This window comes from Streptomyces sp. URMC 124 (assembly GCF_051386455.1).
In the GTDB taxonomy this organism is placed as follows: Bacteria; Actinomycetota; Actinomycetes; order Streptomycetales; family Streptomycetaceae; genus Streptomyces.
In genome coordinates, this window is the sequence record NZ_JBPQTS010000035.1 from 15617 (window position 1) to 36740 (window position 21124).

Below are 21124 nucleotides of genomic sequence, written 5' to 3' on the forward strand. Positions count from 1 at the left end.
TCAATCGCGTGGCGGCGCGGAACGGGAGCGTGTGCGGGGGGTATATGCGAGTCACCGCCGCACACCCCGTGCGAACACGGGTGTGCGGCGGTGACGGTGCGTGACGTCCGTAGGGCCACGGGCTTCCGTACGAAAGGTCAGTACGAGTAGAAGCCCGAGCCGGTCTTGCGGCCGAGCCGGCCGGCGTCGACCATGCGCTGCAGCAGCGGCGGAGCGGCGTACAGCGGCTCCTTGTACTCCTGGTACATGCTGTCGGCGACCGAGGCGACCGTGTCCAGGCCGATCAGGTCGGAGAGCTTGAGCGGGCCCATGGGGTGGGCGCAGCCGAGCTCCATGCCGTTGTCGATGTCCTCGCGGCTGGCGATGCCGGACTCGAACATCCGGATGGCCGAGAGCAGGTACGGGATCAGCAGGGCGTTGACGACGAAGCCGGAGCGGTCCTGGGCCCGGATGGCGTGCTTGCCCAGCACGTTGGCGACCAGCGCATCGGCGCGCTTGATCGTTTCCTCGCTGGTGGTGAGCGCCGGGATGAGCTCGACGAGCTTCTGCACCGGGGCCGGGTTGAAGAAGTGGATGCCGATGACACGGTCCGGCCGGGAGGTGGCCACGGCCAGCTTCACCAGCGGGATCGAGGAGGTGTTGGAGGCCAGGATCGCGTCGGGGCGGGTGACCACCTGGTCGAGGACCTGGAAGATCTCGGTCTTGACCTGCTCGTTCTCGACGACGGCCTCGATGACCAGGTCGCGGTCGGCGAACTCGCCGAGATCGGTGGTGAAGCTCAGCCGGGCGAGCGTCGCGTCGCGCTCCTCCTCGGAGATCTTGCCGCGCTCGGCGGCCTTGCCGAGGGAGTTGGTCAGGCGGGTGCGGCCGATCTCCAGGGCCTCCCCGGTGGTCTCGGCGACCATGACGTCCAGGCCGGCCCGGGCACACACCTCCGCGATCCCCGCGCCCATCTGGCCGCAGCCCACCACCCCGACCCGCGCTACGTCTGCCACAGTGTCCGTCACATCGTGCCTTTCGCTGATCTCGGTCGTCCGGCGGCCGCCGCGTCCTCGCCGCGGTGCCCGCCTCGTTCCAGACGTTACTCCGCGCCGTGCGGTCCCGATGGTGCTGGGGCGGGCATGCTGGCCTCGAACGGTGTGACCGATCCGACGAGACGGCGAAGAGAGGTCCCGCATATGGGGCGTATGACCCGAAGAGGGTTCACCGTGGCCGCCGCAGGGATGATGTCCGCCATGCTGGCGACCGGCGAGGCGGGAGCCGCGGTGGGGCGGTCGTCGGCGGCCGCGCGGACGGCGGGGGCCGGCGGCCCGGCCGAGCGCCGGCGCAAGCGCGAGTTCCGGGGGATGTGGATCGCCACCGTCGTCAACGTCGACTGGCCGTCCAAGCCGGGCCTGCCCCCCGAGCGGCAGCGCGAGGAGCTGATCACCCTCCTCGACGCGGCCGTCGAACGCCGGCTCAACGCCGTCATGCTGCAGATCCGGCCGACCGCGGACGCCTTCTGGCCCTCCCCGTTCGAGCCGTGGTCGGAGTACCTGACGGGAACTCAAGGACGCTACCCGGGCTGGGATCCGCTGGCGTTCGCCGTGCGCGAGGCCCACCGGCGCAGGATCGAACTGCACGGCTGGTTCAACCCCTACCGCATCGCCAACCACACCGACCCCGGCCGGCTCGTCGCCACCCACCCCGCGCGCATCCACCCCGAGTGGGTCGTGCCCTACGGCGGCAAGCTCTACTACAACCCCGGCCTGCCCGAGGTGCGCCGCTTCGTCCAGGACGCCATGCTCGACGCCGTCTCCCGCTACGACCTGGACGGCGTGCACTTCGACGACTACTTCTACCCGTACCCGGTGGCCGGCCAGCGCTTCGACGACGACGCCGCCTACGCCCGCTACGGTTCCGGCTTCCCGGACCGGGCCGCCTGGCGGCGCGACAACATCGACTCGCTGGTGCGGGAGATGGGGCAGCGCGTCAAACGGCGCAAGCGGCACGTGCAGTTCGGGATCAGCCCGTTCGCGGTGTGGCGCAACCGCTCCGCCGACCCGCTCGGCTCCGATACCCGCGCGGGCGTGCAGACGTACGACGACCTCGGCGCGGACACGCGCAAGTGGGTCCGCGAGGAGTGGATCGACTACATCGTGCCGCAGGTGTACTGGCACATCGGCTTCGCCGCCGCCGACTACGCCAAGCTCGTGCCGTGGTGGGCGGAGACCGTCCGGGACACGGACGTGCAGCTGTACATCGGCGAGGCGCTGTACCGGGCGGGCGACCCCGCACAGCCCGCGCCCTGGCAGGACCCGGCCGAGCTCTCGCGCCACCTCACGCTGTGCCGCGAGTACCCGGAGGTGCTGGGGAACGTGTACTTCTCCGCCAAGCAGGTGGTGGCGGACCCGATAGGGGCGATGGCGCGGGTGGTCAAGGACCACTATCCGGCGCGGGTGCGCCCGCCTCGCTGACCGCGGGCTCCGTCGTGCGGTGCGCGCGGCACCCACGGACCCCGCCGCGGGCCGGCTTCCGCCGCGGCGGGGTCGAAGGCGTCCGCTAACCCTGGCCGGAGGCCTTGCGGTGGTCGACCACGGAGTCGGGGCCCGGCGACATGATCGTCTCGTGGCCGTTCTCGGCGCGGACCCGGTACGGCGGCGTGCCGTCGGGCCCCAGCACCTCCACGATCTCCACGACGTGGTCCTCCTTGCCGACGGTCCGGCCGTGCACCACCAGGCGGTCACCCTTGCTCGCATGCATCGACGGTGCCCCTTCTGTTCGAGTTCCGTTCGAGATTCGAGTGTGTGCTGGGATGCTCCCAAGTCTACGGTGACCGGCGGTATATGGCCCGCCCCTCGGCCAAGTGGAGCAACGCGCGCCCGGTCAGCCGCGCGCCCGCTGCGTCACCCCGATGCACACCAGCACGGCCACGGCGGCCACCGGCGCCGCGGGCGTCAGGTGCTCGCCGAGCAGCAGCACCGACCAGACGAGCGTGAGCAGCGGCTGCGCCAGCTGCAGCTGGCTCGCCCGGGCGACCCCGATCGCACTCATGCCGCGGTACCACACCCACATGCCCAGGAACTGCGACCCTGCGGCGAGCCACAGCAGCCCGGCGATCGTGTGGCCCGTCAGCCGTACGGGCTCGGCCGGCAGCGCCAGCGCGGCGCCCACGGCCGCCACCGGCAGGCACATCACCAGCGCCCAGCCGATGACCTGCCAGCCGGGCATCTCGCGCGCCAGCCGCCCGCCCTCCGCGTAGCCCGCCGCGCAGACCAGGAGCGCGGCGAACAGGTACAGGTCGCCGGTGGTGGGGCTGCCGCCGCTCTGCTGCAGGGCGAAGGCGATGACCACGGCCGCACCCGTGACCGCCGCGCCCCAGAACGTGCGCGAGTGCCGGGTCCGGTTGCGCACGGCCGAGTAGGCGGCGGTCGTCAGTGGCAGCAGGCCCACGACGACCGCGGCGTGCGAGGTCGAGGAGGTCCGCAGCGCGAGCGTGGTCAGCAGGGGGAAGCCGACCACCGTGCCGCCGGCCACCGCGCACAGCGCCGGCCAGTGCCGGCGGGCGGGCACCCGTATCCGCAGCGCCAGCAGGCAGCCGGCCGCGATCAGGCCCGCCAGCAGCATCCGGCAGGAGGTCACGGACCAGGGGCCGAGCCCTTCCAGGGCCCAGGCCGTGCCGGGGAACGTCAGCGAGAAGGCCGCCACGCCGAGGGCGGCCAAGAGGACGCCGCTTCCCGTACGGGCGGCGTCGGCTCCTGCCCCGCCGGCCCCTGCGCCGTCCGCCGCGGCGGGCCGCCCGGGGCTCTGCACTGCTACCGCTGTCGGGCCGATAGCGCTATCTTTCACTCTCATGCATGAGCGTAGCAGCGTCGCTGAACTGGTACGAGCCCTCAAGGGAGAGCTCAACCGCTACTCTGTGGGTGAGAAGCTGCCGTCGAGCAGGGCCCTCGTCGAGCGCTTCCGCGTCAGCCCGGTCACCGTCTCGCGGGCCATCGCCGCCCTCGCCGCGGAGGGCCTCGTGACCACCCGGCCCGGCGCCGGCGCCTTCCGCGCGGCCCCGCACAGCGCGCCCGTCCACCTCGGCGACACCTCGTGGCAGCAGGTCGCCCTCAGCGTGGAGAGCACCGCGGAGGCCGTTCCCCGCTCCGTCGACGCCTCCGGCGTGCTCACCACGCTCGCCGAACCCCCGCCCGGCGTCATCGAGCTCAGCGGCGGCTACCTCCACCCGGCCCTGCAGCCCGAGCGCGCCCTCGCCGCCGCCCTCGGCCGGGCCGGGCGGCGCCCCGGCGCCTGGGGCCGCCCGCCCATCGAGGGCGTGACGGAGCTGCGCGCCTGGTTCGCGCGCGAGATCGGCGGCCCGGCGGGCACCGTCGCCGCCTCCGAGGTGCTGATCACCGCCGGCGGTCAGAGCGCCCTGACCGCGGCCCTGCGCGCGCTGGCCCCGCCCGGCGCGCCCGTCCTCGTCGAATCCCCGACCTACCCCGGCATGCTCGCCGCCGCGCGCGCCTCCGGACTGCGGCCCGTACCCGTCCCGGCCGACGCCCGCGGCGTGCGCACCGACCTGCTCGCGGAAGCCTTCCGCACGAGCGGCGCCCGCGTCTTCGTCTGCCAGCCGCTGTTCCAGAACCCGACCGGCGCCGTCCTGGCCGACGACCGGCGGCCCGAGGTGATCCGCGTGGCCCGCGAGGCCGGGGCCTTCGTCATCGAGGACGACTTCGCCCGGCGCCTCGCCCACGAGGACGCCCCGCCGCTGCCGCCCACGCTCGCCGCGGACGACCCCGACGGCATCGTCGTCCACGTCTGCTCCCTCACCAAGGCCACCTCGCCGAGCCTGCGCGTGGGGGCCCTCGCCGCGCGCGGGCCGGTCCTCGAACGCCTGCGGGCCATCCAGGTCGTGGACAGCTTCTTCGTGCCCCGCCCGTTGCAGGAGGCCGCCCTCGAACTCGTCGGCTCGCCCGCCTGGACCCGGCACCGGCGCACGACCGCCGCCGAGCTGCGCGTGCGCCGCGAGGCGCTGCTCACCGCCCTGCACCGCGAACTGCCCGCCGTCTGCGTGGACTTCGTCCCGCCCGGCGGCTTCCACGTGTGGGCGCGGCTGCCGGACGGCACCGACGACGCCGCGCTGTCCGCGGCCGCGCTGCGGGCCGGTGTCGCCGTGGCCTCGGGCGGCCCGTACCACCCCGCGGAGTCCGTGGCCCCGCACCTGCGGCTGAGCTTCGCGGCGGTCGCGGGGACGGCCGAGCTGGCGGAGGGCGTCAGCAGGCTGCGGGCGGCGTTCGGCGAAGTCGCGGGCTGAGGAGCGCGGGGGTTCCCGGGCCGCCCCGCTAGAGTCGGAGCATGGCTTCAGACGAGGGGAGCGGCCCGGTCCGGGTCGACAGCTGGATCTGGTCCGTACGGCTCACGAAGACCCGCTCCGCGGCGGGCACCGCCTGCCGCGCGGGCCACGTCCGCGTCAACGGCGAGCGCGCCAAGCCGTCCCAGCCGGTGCGCACCGGCGACGAGGTACGGGTGCGTCTCGCGGGGCGGGAGCGGGTCGTGGTGGTGTCGCGGCTCATCAGCAAGCGCGTCGGCGCGCCCGTCGCCGCCGAGTGCTACGTCGACAACACCCCGCCCGAGCCGCCGCGCGAACACGTGGCCGCGGCAGCGGTCCGCGACCGCGGCACGGGCCGCCCCACCAAACGCGACCGCCGAGAGTTGGAACGCCTGCAGGGCACACAACGGGGCCGATGACCTCCCCCTCGCCGCGGCGGTAGCGCGCCGCGCTGCGGCGGTGTGGGCGCGACGCCCACTGCGAGCTGCCGACCGCGCGACACCCTTCCGCCGCAGCGGTGATCAGCCGCGACGGGCCGTACCGGCGGTGCCGGGCCAGGTCGCGTCGGCCGGTCCGGCGCCGCCGGTCTCCGCCGTGGCGGTAGCGCGCCGCGGCGGGACGGGGACGGCGGGCCGCCCGCACGCGGGATGCCGGACGGTCGAGGCGGGCCGCACGACGCCCGGGGCGCCGACCGTTCGCGGTCGGCGCCCCGTTGTCCGCTCAGTAGCCGACCGTGAACCGCGCCCGGTGGTGGACCGGCTTCTCGGCCTCGTCGAGGAGGGCCACGGCCAGGTCCTCCATGGATATCGCCGAGTTGCCCTCGGCGTCCACGATGAGCTCGTCCTTGCCCAGGCGGTAGGTGCCGGTGCGCACGCCCGGCTCCAGTACGGCGGCCGGGCTCAGGTAGGCCCAGTCCACGTCCTGCACGGCGCGGCAGGCGGCCAGCTGGTCGTTGCAGGCCAGGGCGATGGGCCGCCAGTCGGCGGGGAAGCCGGGCCCGTCGATGACGGTGAGGCCCTCGGTGCCGGGGAGGGTCAGGCTGCCGGCGCCGCCCACGAGCAGCAGCCGGACGCCGGTCCGGGCGAGCCCGGCCAGCAGGCCCTGGGTGGCGGCGAGGAGCTGGTGCTCGCTGCCGGCCGGCGGGCGGGTGGCGCCGATCACGAGGTCCTGCCCGGCGCTGAGCCGTTCGACGTCGGCCGGGTCGGAGGCGTCGCCGGTGCGGGCGACGGCGCCCTCCGGCAGCTCGCCGAAGCGGGCGGAGTTCCTTACGACGGCGGTGACTTCGTGGCCGCGGGACAGGGCCTCGGTCACGACGCGGCTGCCCACGTTGCCTGCTGCTCCGAAGACGGTGATGCGCATTGCTGTTCGGCTCCTTGGTCGGAAGGGATCGCGGGGTCTTGACTGGACGAGCGGTGACGTCACCGGGTGGCGGGCTCGGCGTCCGGCGCCGCCGGCGCCGGGCGCTCCGTGCGCGCCGGGCCCGCCGCGCCGCCGCGCTTGCGCTGGGCCACCACGAGCGAGGCCAGGACGACGAGCGCGCCGAAGCCCTGGACGGCGCTGAGTTCCTGATTGAGTATCAGCCATCCCAGCGCGGTGGCGACGAGCGGGCTGAGCAGGCCGAGGAAGGTCGCGTCGGTGGGGGAGAGCAGCCGGATTCCGCGGAACCACAGGCTGTAGGAGAGGGCGGACCCGATGACGGCGAGGTAGGCGTATCCGGCCAGGTTCGCGGCGGTGGGCGCGGCGGGCGGCAGGCCTTCGGCGAAGAGGGCGACGGGGAGCAGCAGCAGGCCGCCCGCGACGAGCTGCCAGCCGGTGGTCGCGAGGAGGGGCGCGGGCGAGACCCAGCGCTTGCTGAGAACGATGCCGGTGGCCATGACGACCGCTCCGCCGACCGCGGCGGCGACCCCGAGGGCGTCGAGCCGCGCCTCGGCCCGGAGCACGAGCAGGCTGACTCCGGCGACTCCCGCGACGGCGGTGATCAGCGTACGAGGGGAGAGCCGTTCGCCCAGCAGGCCGGCGGAGAGCAGGGCGACCAGCAGCGGCTGTATCGCGCCGACGGTGGCTGCGACCCCGCCGGGCAGGCGGTACGCGGCGACGAACAGCAGAGCGAAGAACCCGCCGATGTTCAGGGCGCCGAGCACGAGCGCCCGCCACCACCACACGCCCTGCGGCAGGCGCCGCGTCACGGCCACGAGCACCAGCCCGGCGGGCAGGGCCCGGACGACCGCCGCGAGGAGCGGGCGGCCCGGCGGGAGGAGCTCGGTGGTCACGAGGTAGGTGGTGCCCCAGACGGCAGGCGCGAGGGCGGTCAGCAGCAGGTTTCCGACTCGATTGCTTAGCACTAAAGCAATGTATCTCAGCGCTAAGCTATGTGGGGGTCGAGAGGTGAAGGAAGCGTCGTGAGGTACCTCACTGCTAAGACAGTTGCCTTCGACCCACTACCCTGGCCCGATGGCAGATCACGTCGACCGCGTACTCGAACAGTGGGCTGTGCAACGCCCTGACCTGGATGTGTCCCCGATGGCGGTGCTCGGGCGGCTCAAGCGGCTGGCCCGGCTCGTCGACGTCGAGACGGGCCGCACCTTCAACGCCCACGGCCTCGACCACGCGTCCTTCGACGTCCTCGCCACGCTGCGCCGCAGCGCCGCGCCGCACCGGCTGACCCCCGCCGAACTGATGCGGTCCTCGATGGTCACGTCAGGGGCGATCACCCAGCGGCTCGACCGGCTGGAGACCCGCGGTCTGGTGAGCCGCAGGCCCAGTGCCTCGGACGGCCGCAGCGTCGTCGTCGAGCTCACCGACGAGGGCCGCGCCCTCGTGGACGAGACCCTGCCCGACCACCTCGCCACCTCGGAGGGCCTGCTCGCCGCCCTGTCGAAGGAGGAGCGCGACGCGCTCGCGACGGGCCTCAGGAAGCTGCTGGAGTCCCTGGGCGGCGGAACGGGCTGACCCGGGAGCCCCGCAGCCCCGGACCCCTGGCCGGAACGCGGGCGCGGGCCCGTTCCGCAGATGTGGCCAGGGTCCTGTCGAGAGGGGGTCCGGTACGAGATATCTTGATGTCGAGCAATGTTACAGACGTGGAGCGGAGCACCCGGTGACTGACTCGACCATCATTTACACGCACACCGACGAGGCGCCGGCCCTGGCCACGCACTCGTTCCTGCCCGTGGTCCAGGCCTACGCCTCGACGGCCGGGGTCACTGTGGAGACCCGCGACATCTCGCTGGCCGGCCGGATCATCTCGCAGTTCCCCGAGTACCTCGAAGAGGGCCAGCGCATCGACGACGCCCTCGCCGAGCTCGGCCGGCTGGCCAAGACGCCGGGTGCCAACATCATCAAGCTGCCCAACATCTCGGCCTCGATCCCGCAGCTGAAGGCCGCGGTCGCCGAGCTGCAGGCGCAGGGCTACGCGCTGCCGGACTACCCGGACGACCCGAAGACCGACGAGGAGCGCGACGTCCGCGCCCGCTACGACAAGGTCAAGGGCAGCGCGGTCAACCCCGTCCTGCGCGAGGGCAACTCCGACCGCCGCGCCCCCGCGTCGGTCAAGAACTACGCCAAGACGCACCCGCACCGCATGGGCGCCTGGACGGCCGACTCGAAGACGAACGTCGCCACCATGGGCGTCGACGACTTCCGCTCCACCGAGAAGTCCGCGGTCATCGCCGAGGACGGCACGCTCCGCATCGAGCTCTCGGGTGACGACGGCTCCACCACGGTCCTGCGCGAGTCGGTCCCCGTGCTCGCCGGCGAGGTCGTCGACGCCTCCGTCATGCGCGTCGCCGCGCTGCGCGAGTTCCTCGCGGCGCAGGTCGCCCGCGCCAAGGCCGAGGGCGTGCTGTTCTCCGTGCACCTGAAGGCCACGATGATGAAGGTCTCCGACCCGATCATCTTCGGCCACGTGGTCCGCGCCTTCTTCCCGAAGACGTTCGCGCAGTACGGCGAGCAGCTCGCCGCCGCGGGCCTGACCCCGAACGACGGCCTCGGCGGCATCTTCAAGGGCCTGGAGGCCCTGCCCGAGGGCGCCGCGATCAAGGCCTCCTTCGACGCCGAGCTCGCCGAGGGCCCGGCCCTGGCGATGGTCGACTCCGACAAGGGCATCACCAACCTGCACGTCCCCAGCGACGTCATCGTCGACGCCTCCATGCCGGCCATGATCCGCACCTCCGGCCACATGTGGGGCCCGGACGGCCAGGAGGCCGACACCCTCGCCGTCCTCCCGGACAGCAGCTACGCGGGCGTCTACCAGGTCGTCCTCGACGACTGCCGCGCCCACGGCGCCTTCGACCCGTCGACCATGGGCTCGGTGCCCAACGTCGGCCTCATGGCGCAGAAGGCCGAGGAGTACGGCAGCCACGACAAGACCTTCGAGATCGCCACCACGGGCACCGTGCGCGTCGTCGACGCCGCCGGGAACGTCGTGCTGGAGCAGGTCGTCGGCGCCGGCGACATCTTCCGCATGTGCCAGACCAAGGACGCGCCGATCCGCGACTGGGTCAAGCTCGCCGTCACCCGCGCCCGCGCGACCGGCGTCCCGGCCGTCTTCTGGCTCGATGAGAACCGCGCGCACGACGCGCAGCTCATCGAGAAGGTCAAGGCGTACCTGCCGGAGCACGACACCGAGGGCCTGCAGATCGAGATCATGTCGCCCGTCGAGGCGACGAAGTTCTCGCTGGAGCGCATCCGCCGCGGCGAGGACACGATCTCCGTCACCGGCAACGTCCTGCGCGACTACCTGACCGACCTGTTCCCGATCCTCGAGCTCGGCACGAGCGCGAAGATGCTGTCGGTCGTCCCGCTGATGAACGGCGGCGGCCTGTTCGAGACCGGCGCCGGCGGCTCCGCTCCCAAGCACGTGCAGCAGCTCGTCAAGGAGAACTACCTCCGCTGGGACAGCCTCGGCGAGTTCTTCGCCCTCGCGGCCAGCTTCGAGCACCTCGCGGCCACCACCGGCAACGCCCGCGCCAAGGTGCTCGCCGACACGCTCGACCGCGCGACCGGCACCTTCCTCAACGAGGACAAGTCGCCGAGCCGCCGCCTGGGCGGCATCGACAACCGCGGCAGCCACTTCTACCTGGCGCTCTACTGGGCCCAGGAGCTCGCCAAGCAGACCGACGACGCCCGGCTCGCGGAGGCGTTCGCGCCCCTGGCCAAGACGCTCACCGAGCAGGAGCAGACGATCGTCGACGAGTTGATCGCGGTGCAGGGCTCCCCGGCCGAGATCGGCGGCTACTACCAGCCCGACGTGACGAAGGCCTCGGCCGTCATGCGCCCCTCGGCGACGCTCAACCAGGCTCTGGCGATCCTGGGCTGACGCGCCCGCGACGGAAAACCGTTCCGCCCCGGCCGGCACTGCGCCCGGCCGGGGCGGTTCCGTTTGTCCCGGCCCCAGCCGCGCGTGCCGGTTCAGGCGGCGCGGCAGAGCGCCGCGGGGCCGACCGGGGCCGAGGTACGGGCCACGGTCGCGGGCAGGGAGCGGTGGGCGGCCCGGGCGGGGGCCGCGGCCTGCGAGCGGTTCCGCGCGAAGACCACGAGGCGCAGCACCGCGAACCGCGCGACACCGGCGAGTGCGGACGCCGACAGGTAGACGACCTGCTCCAGCACTGCACCGGGTGCCGCCACCAGCTGCTGCAGCGCGAGCATCGCCACGCAGGTCACCACGTACGCGGCCGCCGCTGACCCGGCCGACTGCGCATGCTGGCGCAGGGTCGCCCGCCCGCCCGCACCGAAGGTGAAGCGGGCGTGCAGCTCGGTGGCGAGGAGCGTGGAGACCACGGTGACCAGGGCGTTGGCCAGGACCCAGGGAACCCGGGCGCCGAGGCCGGCCACGGCGAAGCCGGAGGCGAGCCCCACCCCGCCGCCGAAGAGGACGAAGCGGAAGAAGGCGCCGAAGGCGCCGGGTGCTGCCTGCTGCCGGCTCTCTGCTGTCTCCATGCCCCGCCCCTTTTGGTGACTCACCCGCGAAACGCGGGCCCCCGGCCTTGCGAGGCCGTGGGGCGCGCTACCCCCACGAGTGCCATCATGACGCATCGATGGCGCCATTGCGAGCCGACATGGCGCCATAGGTGGCATCGCGAGGCTCGGAGTCCGGCGGCGTCCCGTAAAGATGCAGGTCAGAGTCGTGTGCCGCGAACCTCCGGCAGGCGGCATTGCATAAATCTTCGCTTATTCGTATAGTCATGCCATCAACCAGGAGGGGCCCGATGGCAGTACGTGTGGCAGTGGCAGGAGCGAGCGGATACGCAGGCGGCGAAGTGCTGCGCCTGCTCCTCGCACACCCCGGCGTACGGATCGGCGCCCTCACCGCGAACTCCAACGCCGGCCAGCCGCTCGGCGCCGTGCAGCCGCACCTGCTGCCCCTGGCCGCGCGCGTGCTGGAGCCGACGTCCGCCGGCGTCCTCGCCGGACACGACGTCGTCTTCCTCGCCCTGCCGCACGGGCAGTCGGCGGCCGTCGCCGCGGAGCTCGGCGACGCGGCCCTGGTGATCGACTGCGGTGCGGACTTCCGGTTGAAGGACGCGGGGGAGTGGGAGCGGTTCTACGGCTCCGCGCATGCGGGGACGTGGCCGTACGGGTTGCCGGAGCTGCCGGGCGGGCGGGAGGCGCTCAAGGGTGCGCGGCGTATTGCCGTTCCCGGCTGCTATCCGACGGCGGTGTCGCTGGCGCTGTTCCCGGCGTACGCGGCGGGGCTGGCGGGCCCGGAGGCGGTGGTCGTGGCCGCGTCGGGGACGTCGGGTGCGGGGAAGGCGGCCAAGCCGCACCTGCTGGGCTCCGAGGTCATGGGGTCCATGAGCCCCTACGGCGTGGGCGGCTCACACCGGCACACCCCGGAGATCGTCCAGAACCTCTCCGCCGCCGCGGGAGAGCCCGTCACGGTCTCCTTCACGCCCACCCTGGCGCCGATGTCGCGGGGCATCCTCGCCACCTGCAGCGCCAAGGCCCGTCCCGGTGTGACGGCCGCAAGCCTGCGGGCCGCGTACGAGAAGGCGTTCGCGGACGAGCCGTTCGTCCACCTGCTGCCCGAGGGGCAGTGGCCCGCCACCGCCGCCGTCTACGGCTCCAACACCGCGCTGGTGCAGGTGGCGCTCGACGAGGCGGCGGGGCGGATCGTCGTGGTGAGCGCGATCGACAACCTGACCAAGGGCACCGCGGGCGGTGCGGTGCAGAGCATGAACATCGCCCTCGGTCTCCCTGAGGAGCTGGGCCTGCCGGTCACCGGGGTGGCGCCTTGAGCGTCCGCCGGGTCATCGCGACCCTCCTGGCGCGGCTGGTGCCGTGCGACACGACCAAGAACATGACGAGCAACCGGGCCGACGAGGAGATGCAGTGAGCGTCACGGCAGCGAAGGGGTTCACGGCGGCGGGTATCGCTGCCGGGATCAAGGAGAGCGGCAGTCCCGATCTGGCGCTGGTGGTCAATGAGGGGCCTCGTCTGGCGGCTGCGGGTGTGTTCACCTCGAACCGCGTGAAGGCTGCGCCGGTGCTGTGGTCGCAGCAGGTTCTCAAGGGCGGCCGGGTCTCCGCTGTGGTCCTCAACTCCGGTGGCGCCAATGCCTGCACCGGTCCGGGGGGTTTCCAGGACACCCATGCCACGGCTGAGAAGGCCGCCGAGGTGCTGGGGCACAGCGCGGGTGAGGTTGCCGTGGCGTCCACGGGCCTGATCGGGGTGCGGCTGCCGATGGACAAGCTGCTGCCGGGCATCGAGAAGGCGGCCGTCGTGCTCTCCGCGCACGGTGGTGAGAAGGCCGCCATCGCGATCAAGACCACGGATACGGTGCACAAAACCGCGGTGGTGCAGGGGGAGGGCTGGACGGTGGGCGGCATGGCCAAGGGTGCGGGCATGCTCGCGCCGGGCCTGGCCACCATGCTCGTGGTCCTGACCACCGACGCCGACGTGGACGCTGCCGGGCTGGATGACGCGCTGCGCGCCGCGACCCGTAAGACCTTCGACCGGGTGGATTCCGACGGCTGCATGTCGACCAACGACACGGTGCTGCTGCTGGCCTCGGGTGCCGCCGGGGTCACTCCCGCGCAGGAGGAGTTCGCCGAGGCGGTCCGGGCGGTGTGCGATGACTTGGCGCGTCAGCTGATCGGTGACGCCGAGGGGGCGAGCAAGGACATCCGCATCGAGGTCATCAACGCCGCCACCGAGGACGACGCCGTCGAGGTCGGGCGCTCCATCGCCCGGAACAACCTCCTCAAGTGCGCCCTTCATGGTGAGGACCCGAACTGGGGCCGGGTGCTGTCCGCGATCGGCACCACGTCGGCTGCCTTCGACCCGGACAAGCTGAACGTGGCCATCAATGACGTGTGGGTGTGCCGGAACGGCTCGGTCGGCGACGACCGCGACCTCGTCGACATGCGCTACCGCGAGGTGCGCATCACCGCCGACCTGGCCGAGGGCGGCGAGTCCGCCGTGATCTGGGCCAATGACCTCACCGCCGACTACGTTCACGAGAACAGCGCGTACTCCTCATGACGACCACGGACAGCACGGACAGCACAGGCAGCACAGACACCGCGGAAGCCGCCGACACCGCGGGCACGACGACCCGCAAGCACACCGCCCTCCCCAAGGCGCGCATCCTCATTGAGGCGCTGCCCTGGCTGACGCGGCATCACGGCAAGACCGTCGTCATCAAGTTCGGCGGCAACGCCATGGTCGACGAGGAGCTGAAGGCCGCCTTCGCCCAGGACGTCGTCTTCCTCCACCACGCGGGGCTGCGCCCGGTCGTCGTGCACGGCGGCGGCCCGCAGATCAGCGCCCAGCTCGACCGGCTGGGCCTGGAGTCGGAGTTCAAGGCCGGCCTGCGGGTGACCACGCCGGAGGCCATGGACGTCGTCCGCATGGTGCTCGCGGGCCAGGTGCAGCGCGAGCTCGTCGGCCTGCTCAACCAGCACGGCCCGCTCGCCGTGGGCCTGACGGGCGAGGACGCCCACACCATGACCGCCACCAAGCGCTACGCCGACATCGACGGCGAGCGCGTCGACATCGGCCGCGTCGGCGAGGTCATCGCCATCGACACCGGCGCCGTCCAGGCCCTGCTCGACAACGGGCGCATCCCCGTCGTCTCCTCCATCGCCCGCAGCGCCGACGACGGACACGTCTACAACGTCAACGCCGACACCGCGGCGGCCGCGCTCGCCGCGGCACTCGGCGCCGAGACGCTGATGGTCCTCACCGACGTCGAGGGCCTCTACGAGGACTGGCCGCACAGCGACGAGGTCATCAGCCGGCTCACGGCGAGCGAGCTGGAGGCCCTGCTGCCCGACCTGGCCAGCGGGATGGTCCCCAAGATGGAGGGGTGCCTGCACGCCGTGCGCAACGGCGTCACCACGGCCCGCGTCATAGACGGCCGGGTCCAGCACTCCATCCTCCTGGAGATCTTCACGGACGAGGGCATCGGCACGATGGTCGTGCCCGACGAAGCGGCGAGCGAGCCGGAGGGGAAGCAGCAGTGAGCAACGCCGGACTCACCCAGCGCTGGCAGGGCGCGCTGATGGACAACTACGGCACCCCGCGCATCCCCCTCGTCCGCGGGGAGGGGAGCACCGTCTGGGACGCGGACGGCACGCCGTACCTCGACCTCGTCGGCGGGATCGCCGTCAACGCCCTCGGGCACGCCCACCCGGCGGTCGTGCGGGCGGTGTCGGACCAGATCGCCACGATCGGCCACGTCTCCAACCTCTTCACCGCCGAGCCGACGGTCGCCCTCGCCGAGCGGCTGCTCGCCCTCGCGGGCCGGCCGGGCCGCGTGTACTTCGCCAACTCGGGGGCGGAGGCCGTCGAGGCCGCGTTCAAGATCGGACGCCGGACCGGCCGGACGCACATGGTCGCCACCACTGGCGGCTTCCACGGCCGCACGATGGGAGCCCTCGCGCTCACCGGCCAGCCCGCCAAGCAGGATCCGTTCCTGCCGCTGCCCGCCGGCGTCACGCACGTCCCCTACGGCGACGCCGACGCGCTGCGGGCCGCCGTGACCACCGACACCGCGCTCGTGGTGCTGGAGCCCGTCCAGGGCGAGGCCGGCGTCGTCGTACCGCCGCCCGGCTACCTGGCCGCCGCCCGGGAGATCACCCGCGCCACCGGCACCCTCCTCGTACTGGACGAGATTCAGACAGGTATCGGCCGCACCGGCCACTGGTTCGAGCATCAAGCACAGGGCGTCGAGGCCGACGTCGTCACGCTCGCCAAGGGCCTCGGCGGCGGCCTGCCGATCGGGGCGACCCTCGCCTTCGGCGCCGCGGCCGATCTGCTGACGCCCGGTCAGCACGGCTCCACGTTCGGCGGGAACCCCGTCGCGTGCGCCGCCGCCCTGGCGGTCCTCGACACGCTGGAGGACGAAGGAATCCTCGCCCGCGTGGCGGTGACGGGGCAACGGCTGCGTGACGGGATCGCTGCGCTCGGCCACCCGCTGGTCGACCGCGTCCGTGGCGCGGGCCTGCTGCTGGGTATTGTCCTTTCCGAGCCCCTTGCACCGAAGGTGCAGCAGGCAGCACAGGACGCCGGCCTCCTGGTGAACGCGGTCGCACCCGACGTGGTGCGGCTGGCCCCGCCGCTGATCATCACCGAAGATGAGGTGGAAACGTTCCTCCGGGCGCTGCCGGGTGTCCTGGACGCCGCTGCTGCCGCCGTCGGCCAGGGGGCGTGAGCGGCCGGAGCGGCCGACGAGGCCGACGGGGCCGGAGGGGCCGGGCGGCCGCTCGGGGCCCTCGGGGAACGACGAAGCGGAGACTGACGAGACGATGACCCAGGCGCAGGAGCCGGAGCCGTTCCACGGCGGACAGGCCGTACCGCAGACCCGTACCGCCCGCCACCGCCGGATCGTGGACATCCTCGGCCGGCAGGCGGTCCGGTCGCAGAGCCAGCTCGCCAAGCTGCTCGCCGACGACGGCCTGTCCGTCACCCAGGCGACCCTCTCCCGCGACCTCGACGAACTGGGCGCGGTCAAGATCCGCAACACCGGAGGCGAGCTGATCTACGCGGTCCCGTCGGAGGGCGGCGACCGCACCCCCCGGGCCCCGCTCGGCGAATCCGCGACCGAGGCCCGCATGGGCCGCCTCGCGGGCGAGCTGCTGATCTCGGCGGAGGCCTCCGCCAACCTGGTCGTGCTGCGCACGCCGCCGGGCGCCGCGCAGTTCTTCGCCTCGGCGATCGACCAGGCGGGCGTGCACGAGATCATCGGCACCATCGCCGGTGACGACACGGTGATGCTCATCAGCCGCGACCCGAAGGGCGGCCAGGCCCTCGCGGACCACCTGCTGAGACTGGCCCAGAAGGAGCGATGAGGGCGGGGCGCGGCCCGGGAGACCCCGGCCGCGCCCCGCACCCCGACCGAACGTGCCGATGGCGTCCCGCACTTGCGGGGCGCCATCGGTCGTGTCCGCGGCGCCGGAATGGGCAGGATGACGGGGGGCCCGGGGCGACGGCGCCGTAAACACCAGCCCAACGGCAGGCATTGGGCGAGGGAGGACACATGCTCGCGATCCGCGCGGCGAAGCTCTTCGACGGGATAGGGCCGGAGCTCGTCGAGCGGCCCGTGGTGCTGGCCGAGGGCGGGCGGGTCGTCGCCGTGCTCCCCGGCGGGAGCGTGCCCGCGGGCGCCGAACTGCTGGACCTGGGGGACGCGACGCTGCTCCCGGGCTTCGTGGACACCCACGTCCACCTCGCCTTCGACGCGAGCGACGACGTCGTGGGCCGCCTGTGCCGCGCCGGCGACGAGGAGCTGCTGGAGCGCATGCGGGAGTCGGGCCGCGCCACGCTCGCCGCGGGCGTGACGACCGTACGGGACCTGGGGGACCGGGGCTATCTGGCGCTGCGGCTGCGCGAGGAGACCGCCGCGGACCCCACGGCCGGTCCCACCGTGCTCGCCTCCGGGCCGCCGATCACCACCGCGCGCGGCCACTGCTGGTTCCTCGGCGGGCAGGCCGAGGGCGTCGACGCGATCCGGGCGGCCGTGCGCGAGCGCGCCGAGCGGGGCGTCGACGTGGTGAAGGTGATGGTGACCGGCGGTCATCTGACCCCCGGCTCGGATCCGTTCCACGTGCAGTACGGCCACGCCGAGCTGCTGGCCGCCGTGCGCGAGGCGCACCGGCACGGGCTGCCGGTGACCGCGCACGCGCACTCGGCGGCCGGTATCGCCGACGCCGTGGCCGCCGGGTTCGACATGGTGGAGCACTGCTTCTTCGTCACCGAGATCGCCGACGAGAGCGACACCGGCGTGGACTACGACCGGCGGATCCTCGACGACATGGTCCGCCTCGGCGTGGTCGCCTCCCTCACCCTGGGATCGCTGCCCGGCGGCCCGCCGCCCCCGCCCCCGGTCGCCCGCCGCCTGCCCGGCCTGGCCGCCGGGATGGCCGCGATGCGGGAGGCCGGCGTGAGCGTGGTGTGCGGCAGCGACTCGGGGATCTTCCCGTTCAAGGCCCACGGCAGCCATCCGTACAGCATCGTGGCCATGGCGGAGCGGGGCTTCGGCGCGCTGGAGGCGCTCCGCGCCGCGACCTCGGCCGCGGCCCGGGCGTGCGGCGTGGCCTGCCGCAAGGGGTGCATCGCGCCCGGCTTCGACGCGGACGTCGTGGCGGTGGCCGGGGACCCCCTCGCCGACATCACGGCCGTCCACGCCGTGACGGCCGTCCTGCGGGAGGGCCGGCGGGTCGGCCCCGGAAAGCTCCTGCAGAGCTGAACCCGGAAAACGGAGAAGGCCGCTTCCTCTTACGAGGAAACGGCCTCCGACCTGCGATGTTCGCTGGTCGGGACGGCGGGATTTGAACCCACGACCCCTTGACCCCCAGTCAAGTGCGCTACCAAGCTGCGCCACGTCCCGGTGCTCGTCCTCCCGGGTTTCTCCCCGGTCGGGCGTGCAACAAGAAAATATCCTGTTTGGCGGCGTGATCCAAATTCGGGGCCGGGGACCCCCGCTGTGTCATGATCCGACTACTTACTGCGATCGAGTGGCGCTCATTGACGAACCATACGGTGGAGTGCATACTTATGCCCATCAGCGTATGCATCGTAAGGAGAAACCCGTGACCGAGCGCGTCGTACTCGCCTACTCCGGCGGCCTGGACACCTCCGTCGCCATCGGCTGGATCGCCGAGGAGACGGGCGCCGAGGTCATCGCCGTTGCCGTGGACGTCGGCCAGGGCGGCGAGGACCTGGACGTCATCCGCAAGCGCGCGCTCGCCTGCGGTGCGGTGGAGGCGGAGGTCGCCGACGCCAAGGACGAGTTCGCCGAGGAGTACTGCCTCCCGGCGATCAAGGCCAACGCCCTCTACATGGACCGGTACCCGCTGGTCTCCGCCCTCTCCCGGCCCACGATCGTCAAGCACCTCGTCGCCGCGGCGAAGAAGCACGGCGCGACCACCGTCGCCCACGGCTGCACCGGCAAGGGCAACGACCAGGTGCGGTTCGAGGCCGGCATCTCCTCGCTGGCCCCGGAGCTCAAGTGCATCGCCCCCGTCCGGGACTACACGATGACGCGGGACAAGGCCATCGCCTTCTGCGAGGCCAAGGGCCTGCCGATCGCCACCACCAAGAAGTCCCCGTACTCCATCGACCAGAACGTCTTCGGGCGGGCGGTCGAGACGGGCTTCCTGGAGGACATCTGGAACGCCCCGATCGAGGACGTCTACGACTACACCGCCAATCCGGCCACCCCCCGCGAGGCCGACGAGGTGATCATCACCTTCGAGCAGGGCGTCCCGGTCGCGATCGACGGCAAGCCCGTCTCGGTGCTGCAGGCGATCCAGCAGCTCAACGAGCGGGCCGGCGCACAGGGCGTCGGCCGGCTCGACATGGTCGAGGACCGGCTCGTGGGCATCAAGTCCCGGGAGATCTACGAGGCGCCCGGCGCCATCGCGCTGATCACCGCGCACCAGGAGCTGGAGGCCGTCACGGTCGAGCGCGAGCTCGCCCGGTACAAGCGGCAGGTCGAGCAGCGGTGGGCCGAGCTCGTCTACGACGGCCTGTGGTTCTCCCCGCTCAAGCGGGCCCTGGACGGCTTCATCGCCGAGGCCAACGAGCACGTCTCGGGCGACATCCGGATGACGCTGCACGGCGGCCGGGCCGTCGTCAACGGCCGGCGGTCCCAGAAGTCGCTCTACGACTTCAACCTCGCCACGTACGACACGGGCGACACGTTCGACCAGTCCATGTCGAAGGGCTTCATCGAGATCTTCGGCCTGTCCTCGAAGATCGCCGCGAAGCGCGACCTGGCCTGACCGACAGCTGCCGCCGTGGGCGGTCGTGCCGCGAGGGCGGCACGGGCGCCCGCGGCGGCCCCGCCCGCGGCGGCCGGCCGCCTTCCATCCACGCACGAGGAGCACGCAAGTGAGCAACGGCACCACCGACGACGTCCGGCTCTGGGGCGGCCGTTTCGCCGACGGCCCCGCCGAGGCGCTGGCCAAGCTGTCCGCTTCGGTCCACTTCGACTGGCGGCTGGCCCCCTACGACATCGCCGGTTCCCGCGCCCACGCCCGCGTGCTCCACACGGCCGGCCTGCTGACGGCCGACGAGCTGGAGCGGATGCTCGACGGCCTCGACCGGCTGGAGCAGGATGTCGCCGCGGGCACGTTCACCGGCACCGTCGCCGACGAGGACGTGCACACCGCGCTGGAGCGCGGCCTGCTGGAGCGGCTCGGCCCGGACCTCGGCGGGAAGCTGCGCGCCGGGCGGTCCCGCAACGACCAGGTCGCCACGCTCTTCCGGATGTACCTGCGCGACCACGCCCGGATCATCGGCGGGCTGATCGCCGATCTGCAGGAGGCGCTCGTGGGGCTTGCCGAGGCCCACGCCGACGTCGCCATGCCGGGGCGGACGCACCTGCAGCACGCCCAGCCGGTGCTCTTCGCCCACCACGTGCTCGCGCACGTCCAGGCGCTCTCGCGGGACGCCGAGCGGCTGCGGCAGTGGGACGAGCGCACGGCCGTCTCGCCCTACGGGTCGGGGGCCCTGGCCGGGTCCTCCCTCGGGCTCGACCCCGAGGCGGTCGCGGCCGACCTGGGCTTCGAGCGCGGCTCGGCGGGCAATTCCATCGACGGCACGGCCTCGCGGGACTTCGTCGCCGAGTTCGCCTTCATCACGGCGATGATCGGCGTCGACCTGTCGCGGATCGCCGAGGAGGTCATCATCTGGAACACGAAGGAGTTCTCCTTCGTGACCCTGCACGACGCCTTCTCCACCGGCTCGTCGATCATGCCGCAGAAGAAGAACCCGGACATCGCCGAGCTCGCGCGGGGCAAGTCCGGGCGGCTGATCGGCAACCTCACCGGCCTGCTCGCCACCCTCAAGGCCCTGCCGCTGGCCTACAACCGGGACCTGCAGGAGGACAAGGAGCCCGTCTTCGACTCCTGCGACCAGCTGGAGGTCCTCCTGCCGGCCTTCACCGGGATGATGGCGACCCTCACGGTCAACCGCGCCCGGATGGAGGAGCTGGCCCCCGCCGGTTTCTCCCTGGCCACCGACATCGCCGAGTGGCTCGTCAAGCAGGGCGTGCCGTTCCGTGTGGCGCACGAGGTGGCGGGGGAGTGCGTCAAGGAGTGCGAGGCGCGGGGCATCGAGCTGGACGGCCTGACCGACGAGCAGTTCGCCGCCATCTCGCCGCACCTGACGCCCGAGGTCCGCTCGGTCCTGAACGTGCCGGGCGCGCTCGCCTCGCGCAGCGGGCGGGGCGGCACCGCGCCGTCCGCGGTCGCGGTCCAGCTCGGCGAGGTCAAGGCGGACCTGGCGGTCCAGCGGGAGTGGGCGGACGCCAAGCGCCCCTGACCGCCCCGGACGGCCCCCCGGACTCCTGAAGATTGCGTCCGAGTGAGACGACGGCCACCCGTATGA

19 protein-coding genes and 1 tRNA gene are annotated in these 21124 nt (G+C 72.8%); 13 read left to right on the forward strand and 7 right to left on the reverse strand.

Going from position 1 to position 21124, the window contains the following annotated elements; all coding sequences use genetic code 11:
- Positions 1-137: 137 nt before the first annotated feature.
- On the reverse strand, positions 138-995 hold the full coding sequence (locus ACSNOG_RS10280; protein ID WP_436752266.1) for a 3-hydroxybutyryl-CoA dehydrogenase: 858 nt from the start codon (positions 993-995) through the stop codon (positions 138-140).
- Between the two features lie 183 nt (positions 996-1178).
- Here ACSNOG_RS10280 and ACSNOG_RS10285 point away from each other — a divergent pair, with 183 nt between their 5' ends.
- On the forward strand, positions 1179-2456 hold the full coding sequence (locus ACSNOG_RS10285) for a glycoside hydrolase family 10 protein (protein ID WP_436752267.1): 1278 nt from the start codon (positions 1179-1181) through the stop codon (positions 2454-2456).
- An 85-nt stretch (positions 2457-2541) separates the two neighbouring features.
- Here the strand turns inward: ACSNOG_RS10285 and ACSNOG_RS10290 are convergent, their stop codons facing one another.
- On the reverse strand, positions 2542-2742 hold the full coding sequence (locus ACSNOG_RS10290) for a DUF1918 domain-containing protein (protein WP_436752268.1): 201 nt from the start codon (positions 2740-2742) through the stop codon (positions 2542-2544).
- Positions 2743-2865: 123 nt separating this feature from the next.
- Positions 2866-3834 carry a DMT family transporter gene (locus ACSNOG_RS10295; RefSeq protein WP_436752269.1) on the reverse strand — a complete coding sequence of 323 codons (969 nt, stop codon included), beginning with the start codon at positions 3832-3834 and terminating at the stop codon, positions 2866-2868.
- Here ACSNOG_RS10295 and ACSNOG_RS10300 point away from each other — a divergent pair.
- Complete coding sequence (locus ACSNOG_RS10300; RefSeq protein ID WP_436752270.1) at positions 3833-5278, forward strand: PLP-dependent aminotransferase family protein; 1446 nt, start codon at positions 3833-3835, stop codon at positions 5276-5278. The two genes, ACSNOG_RS10295 and ACSNOG_RS10300, sit on opposite strands and share 2 nt — an antisense overlap.
- A 41-nt stretch (positions 5279-5319) precedes the next feature.
- A complete protein-coding gene (locus ACSNOG_RS10305) occupies positions 5320-5712 on the forward strand; it encodes an RNA-binding S4 domain-containing protein (RefSeq protein WP_436752271.1) in 393 nt (130 codons plus the stop codon).
- Between the two features lie 301 nt (positions 5713-6013).
- On the opposite strand, the gene ACSNOG_RS10310 is transcribed toward ACSNOG_RS10305, so the two are convergent.
- Positions 6014-6652, reverse strand: coding sequence for an NAD(P)-dependent oxidoreductase (locus ACSNOG_RS10310; RefSeq protein WP_436752272.1), 639 nt, complete (start codon positions 6650-6652; stop codon positions 6014-6016).
- Between the two features lie 59 nt (positions 6653-6711).
- Positions 6712-7635: an EamA family transporter gene (locus ACSNOG_RS10315; RefSeq protein ID WP_436752273.1), complete on the reverse strand. Its 924-nt coding sequence runs from the start codon at positions 7633-7635 to the stop codon at positions 6712-6714.
- A 109-nt stretch (positions 7636-7744) separates the two neighbouring features.
- On the opposite strand from ACSNOG_RS10315, the gene ACSNOG_RS10320 reads away from it, so the two are divergent.
- Both ACSNOG_RS10320 and ACSNOG_RS10325 read left to right on the forward strand, forming a co-directional pair.
- Positions 7745-8242: a MarR family winged helix-turn-helix transcriptional regulator gene (locus ACSNOG_RS10320; protein ID WP_436752274.1), complete on the forward strand. Its 498-nt coding sequence runs from the start codon at positions 7745-7747 to the stop codon at positions 8240-8242.
- 145 nt (positions 8243-8387) lie between these two features.
- Complete coding sequence (locus tag ACSNOG_RS10325; RefSeq protein ID WP_436752275.1) at positions 8388-10607, forward strand: NADP-dependent isocitrate dehydrogenase; 2220 nt, start codon at positions 8388-8390, stop codon at positions 10605-10607.
- A gap of 92 nt (positions 10608-10699) precedes the next feature.
- On the opposite strand, the gene ACSNOG_RS10330 is transcribed toward ACSNOG_RS10325, so the two are convergent.
- Positions 10700-11227 (reverse strand): hypothetical protein, encoded by a 528-nt coding sequence (locus ACSNOG_RS10330; protein ID WP_436752276.1) that lies wholly within the window; start codon positions 11225-11227, stop codon positions 10700-10702.
- A gap of 269 nt (positions 11228-11496) precedes the next feature.
- Here ACSNOG_RS10330 and argC point away from each other — a divergent pair, with 269 nt between their 5' ends.
- The 6 genes from argC (at position 11497) to ACSNOG_RS10360 (ending at position 17978) form a co-directional block, all read left to right on the forward strand.
- Positions 11497-12525 (forward strand): N-acetyl-gamma-glutamyl-phosphate reductase, encoded by a 1029-nt coding sequence (gene argC, locus ACSNOG_RS10335; RefSeq protein WP_436752277.1) that lies wholly within the window; start codon positions 11497-11499, stop codon positions 12523-12525.
- Positions 12526-12619: 94 nt separating this feature from the next.
- Positions 12620-13771 carry a bifunctional glutamate N-acetyltransferase/amino-acid acetyltransferase ArgJ gene (argJ, locus tag ACSNOG_RS10340; RefSeq protein WP_436752278.1) on the forward strand — a complete coding sequence of 384 codons (1152 nt, stop codon included), beginning with the start codon at positions 12620-12622 and terminating at the stop codon, positions 13769-13771.
- Entirely contained in the window at positions 13768-14754 is a 987-nt protein-coding gene (gene argB / locus ACSNOG_RS10345; protein ID WP_436752279.1) for an acetylglutamate kinase, read from the forward strand. The genes argJ and argB overlap by 4 nt, the downstream gene beginning before the upstream one ends.
- On the forward strand, positions 14751-15944 hold the full coding sequence (locus ACSNOG_RS10350; protein ID WP_436752280.1) for an acetylornithine transaminase: 1194 nt from the start codon (positions 14751-14753) through the stop codon (positions 15942-15944). The genes argB and ACSNOG_RS10350 overlap by 4 nt, the downstream gene beginning before the upstream one ends.
- A 94-nt stretch (positions 15945-16038) precedes the next feature.
- The gene (locus ACSNOG_RS10355; protein ID WP_058045220.1) at positions 16039-16581 is read left to right on the forward strand and encodes an arginine repressor; all 543 of its coding nucleotides are present in this window, start codon (positions 16039-16041) and stop codon (positions 16579-16581) included.
- A gap of 188 nt (positions 16582-16769) precedes the next feature.
- The gene (locus ACSNOG_RS10360) at positions 16770-17978 is read left to right on the forward strand and encodes an amidohydrolase family protein (protein ID WP_436752281.1); all 1209 of its coding nucleotides are present in this window, start codon (positions 16770-16772) and stop codon (positions 17976-17978) included.
- A gap of 64 nt (positions 17979-18042) precedes the next feature.
- Here ACSNOG_RS10360 and ACSNOG_RS10365 read toward each other — a convergent pair.
- Positions 18043-18119 (reverse strand) — tRNA-Pro (locus ACSNOG_RS10365).
- Between the two features lie 202 nt (positions 18120-18321).
- On the opposite strand from ACSNOG_RS10365, the gene ACSNOG_RS10370 reads away from it, so the two are divergent.
- Positions 18322-19515 (forward strand): argininosuccinate synthase, encoded by a 1194-nt coding sequence (locus ACSNOG_RS10370; protein WP_436752282.1) that lies wholly within the window; start codon positions 18322-18324, stop codon positions 19513-19515.
- A 109-nt stretch (positions 19516-19624) separates the two neighbouring features.
- Positions 19625-21058, forward strand: coding sequence for an argininosuccinate lyase (gene argH, locus ACSNOG_RS10375; RefSeq protein ID WP_436752283.1), 1434 nt, complete (start codon positions 19625-19627; stop codon positions 21056-21058).
- Positions 21059-21124 lie beyond the last annotated feature (66 nt).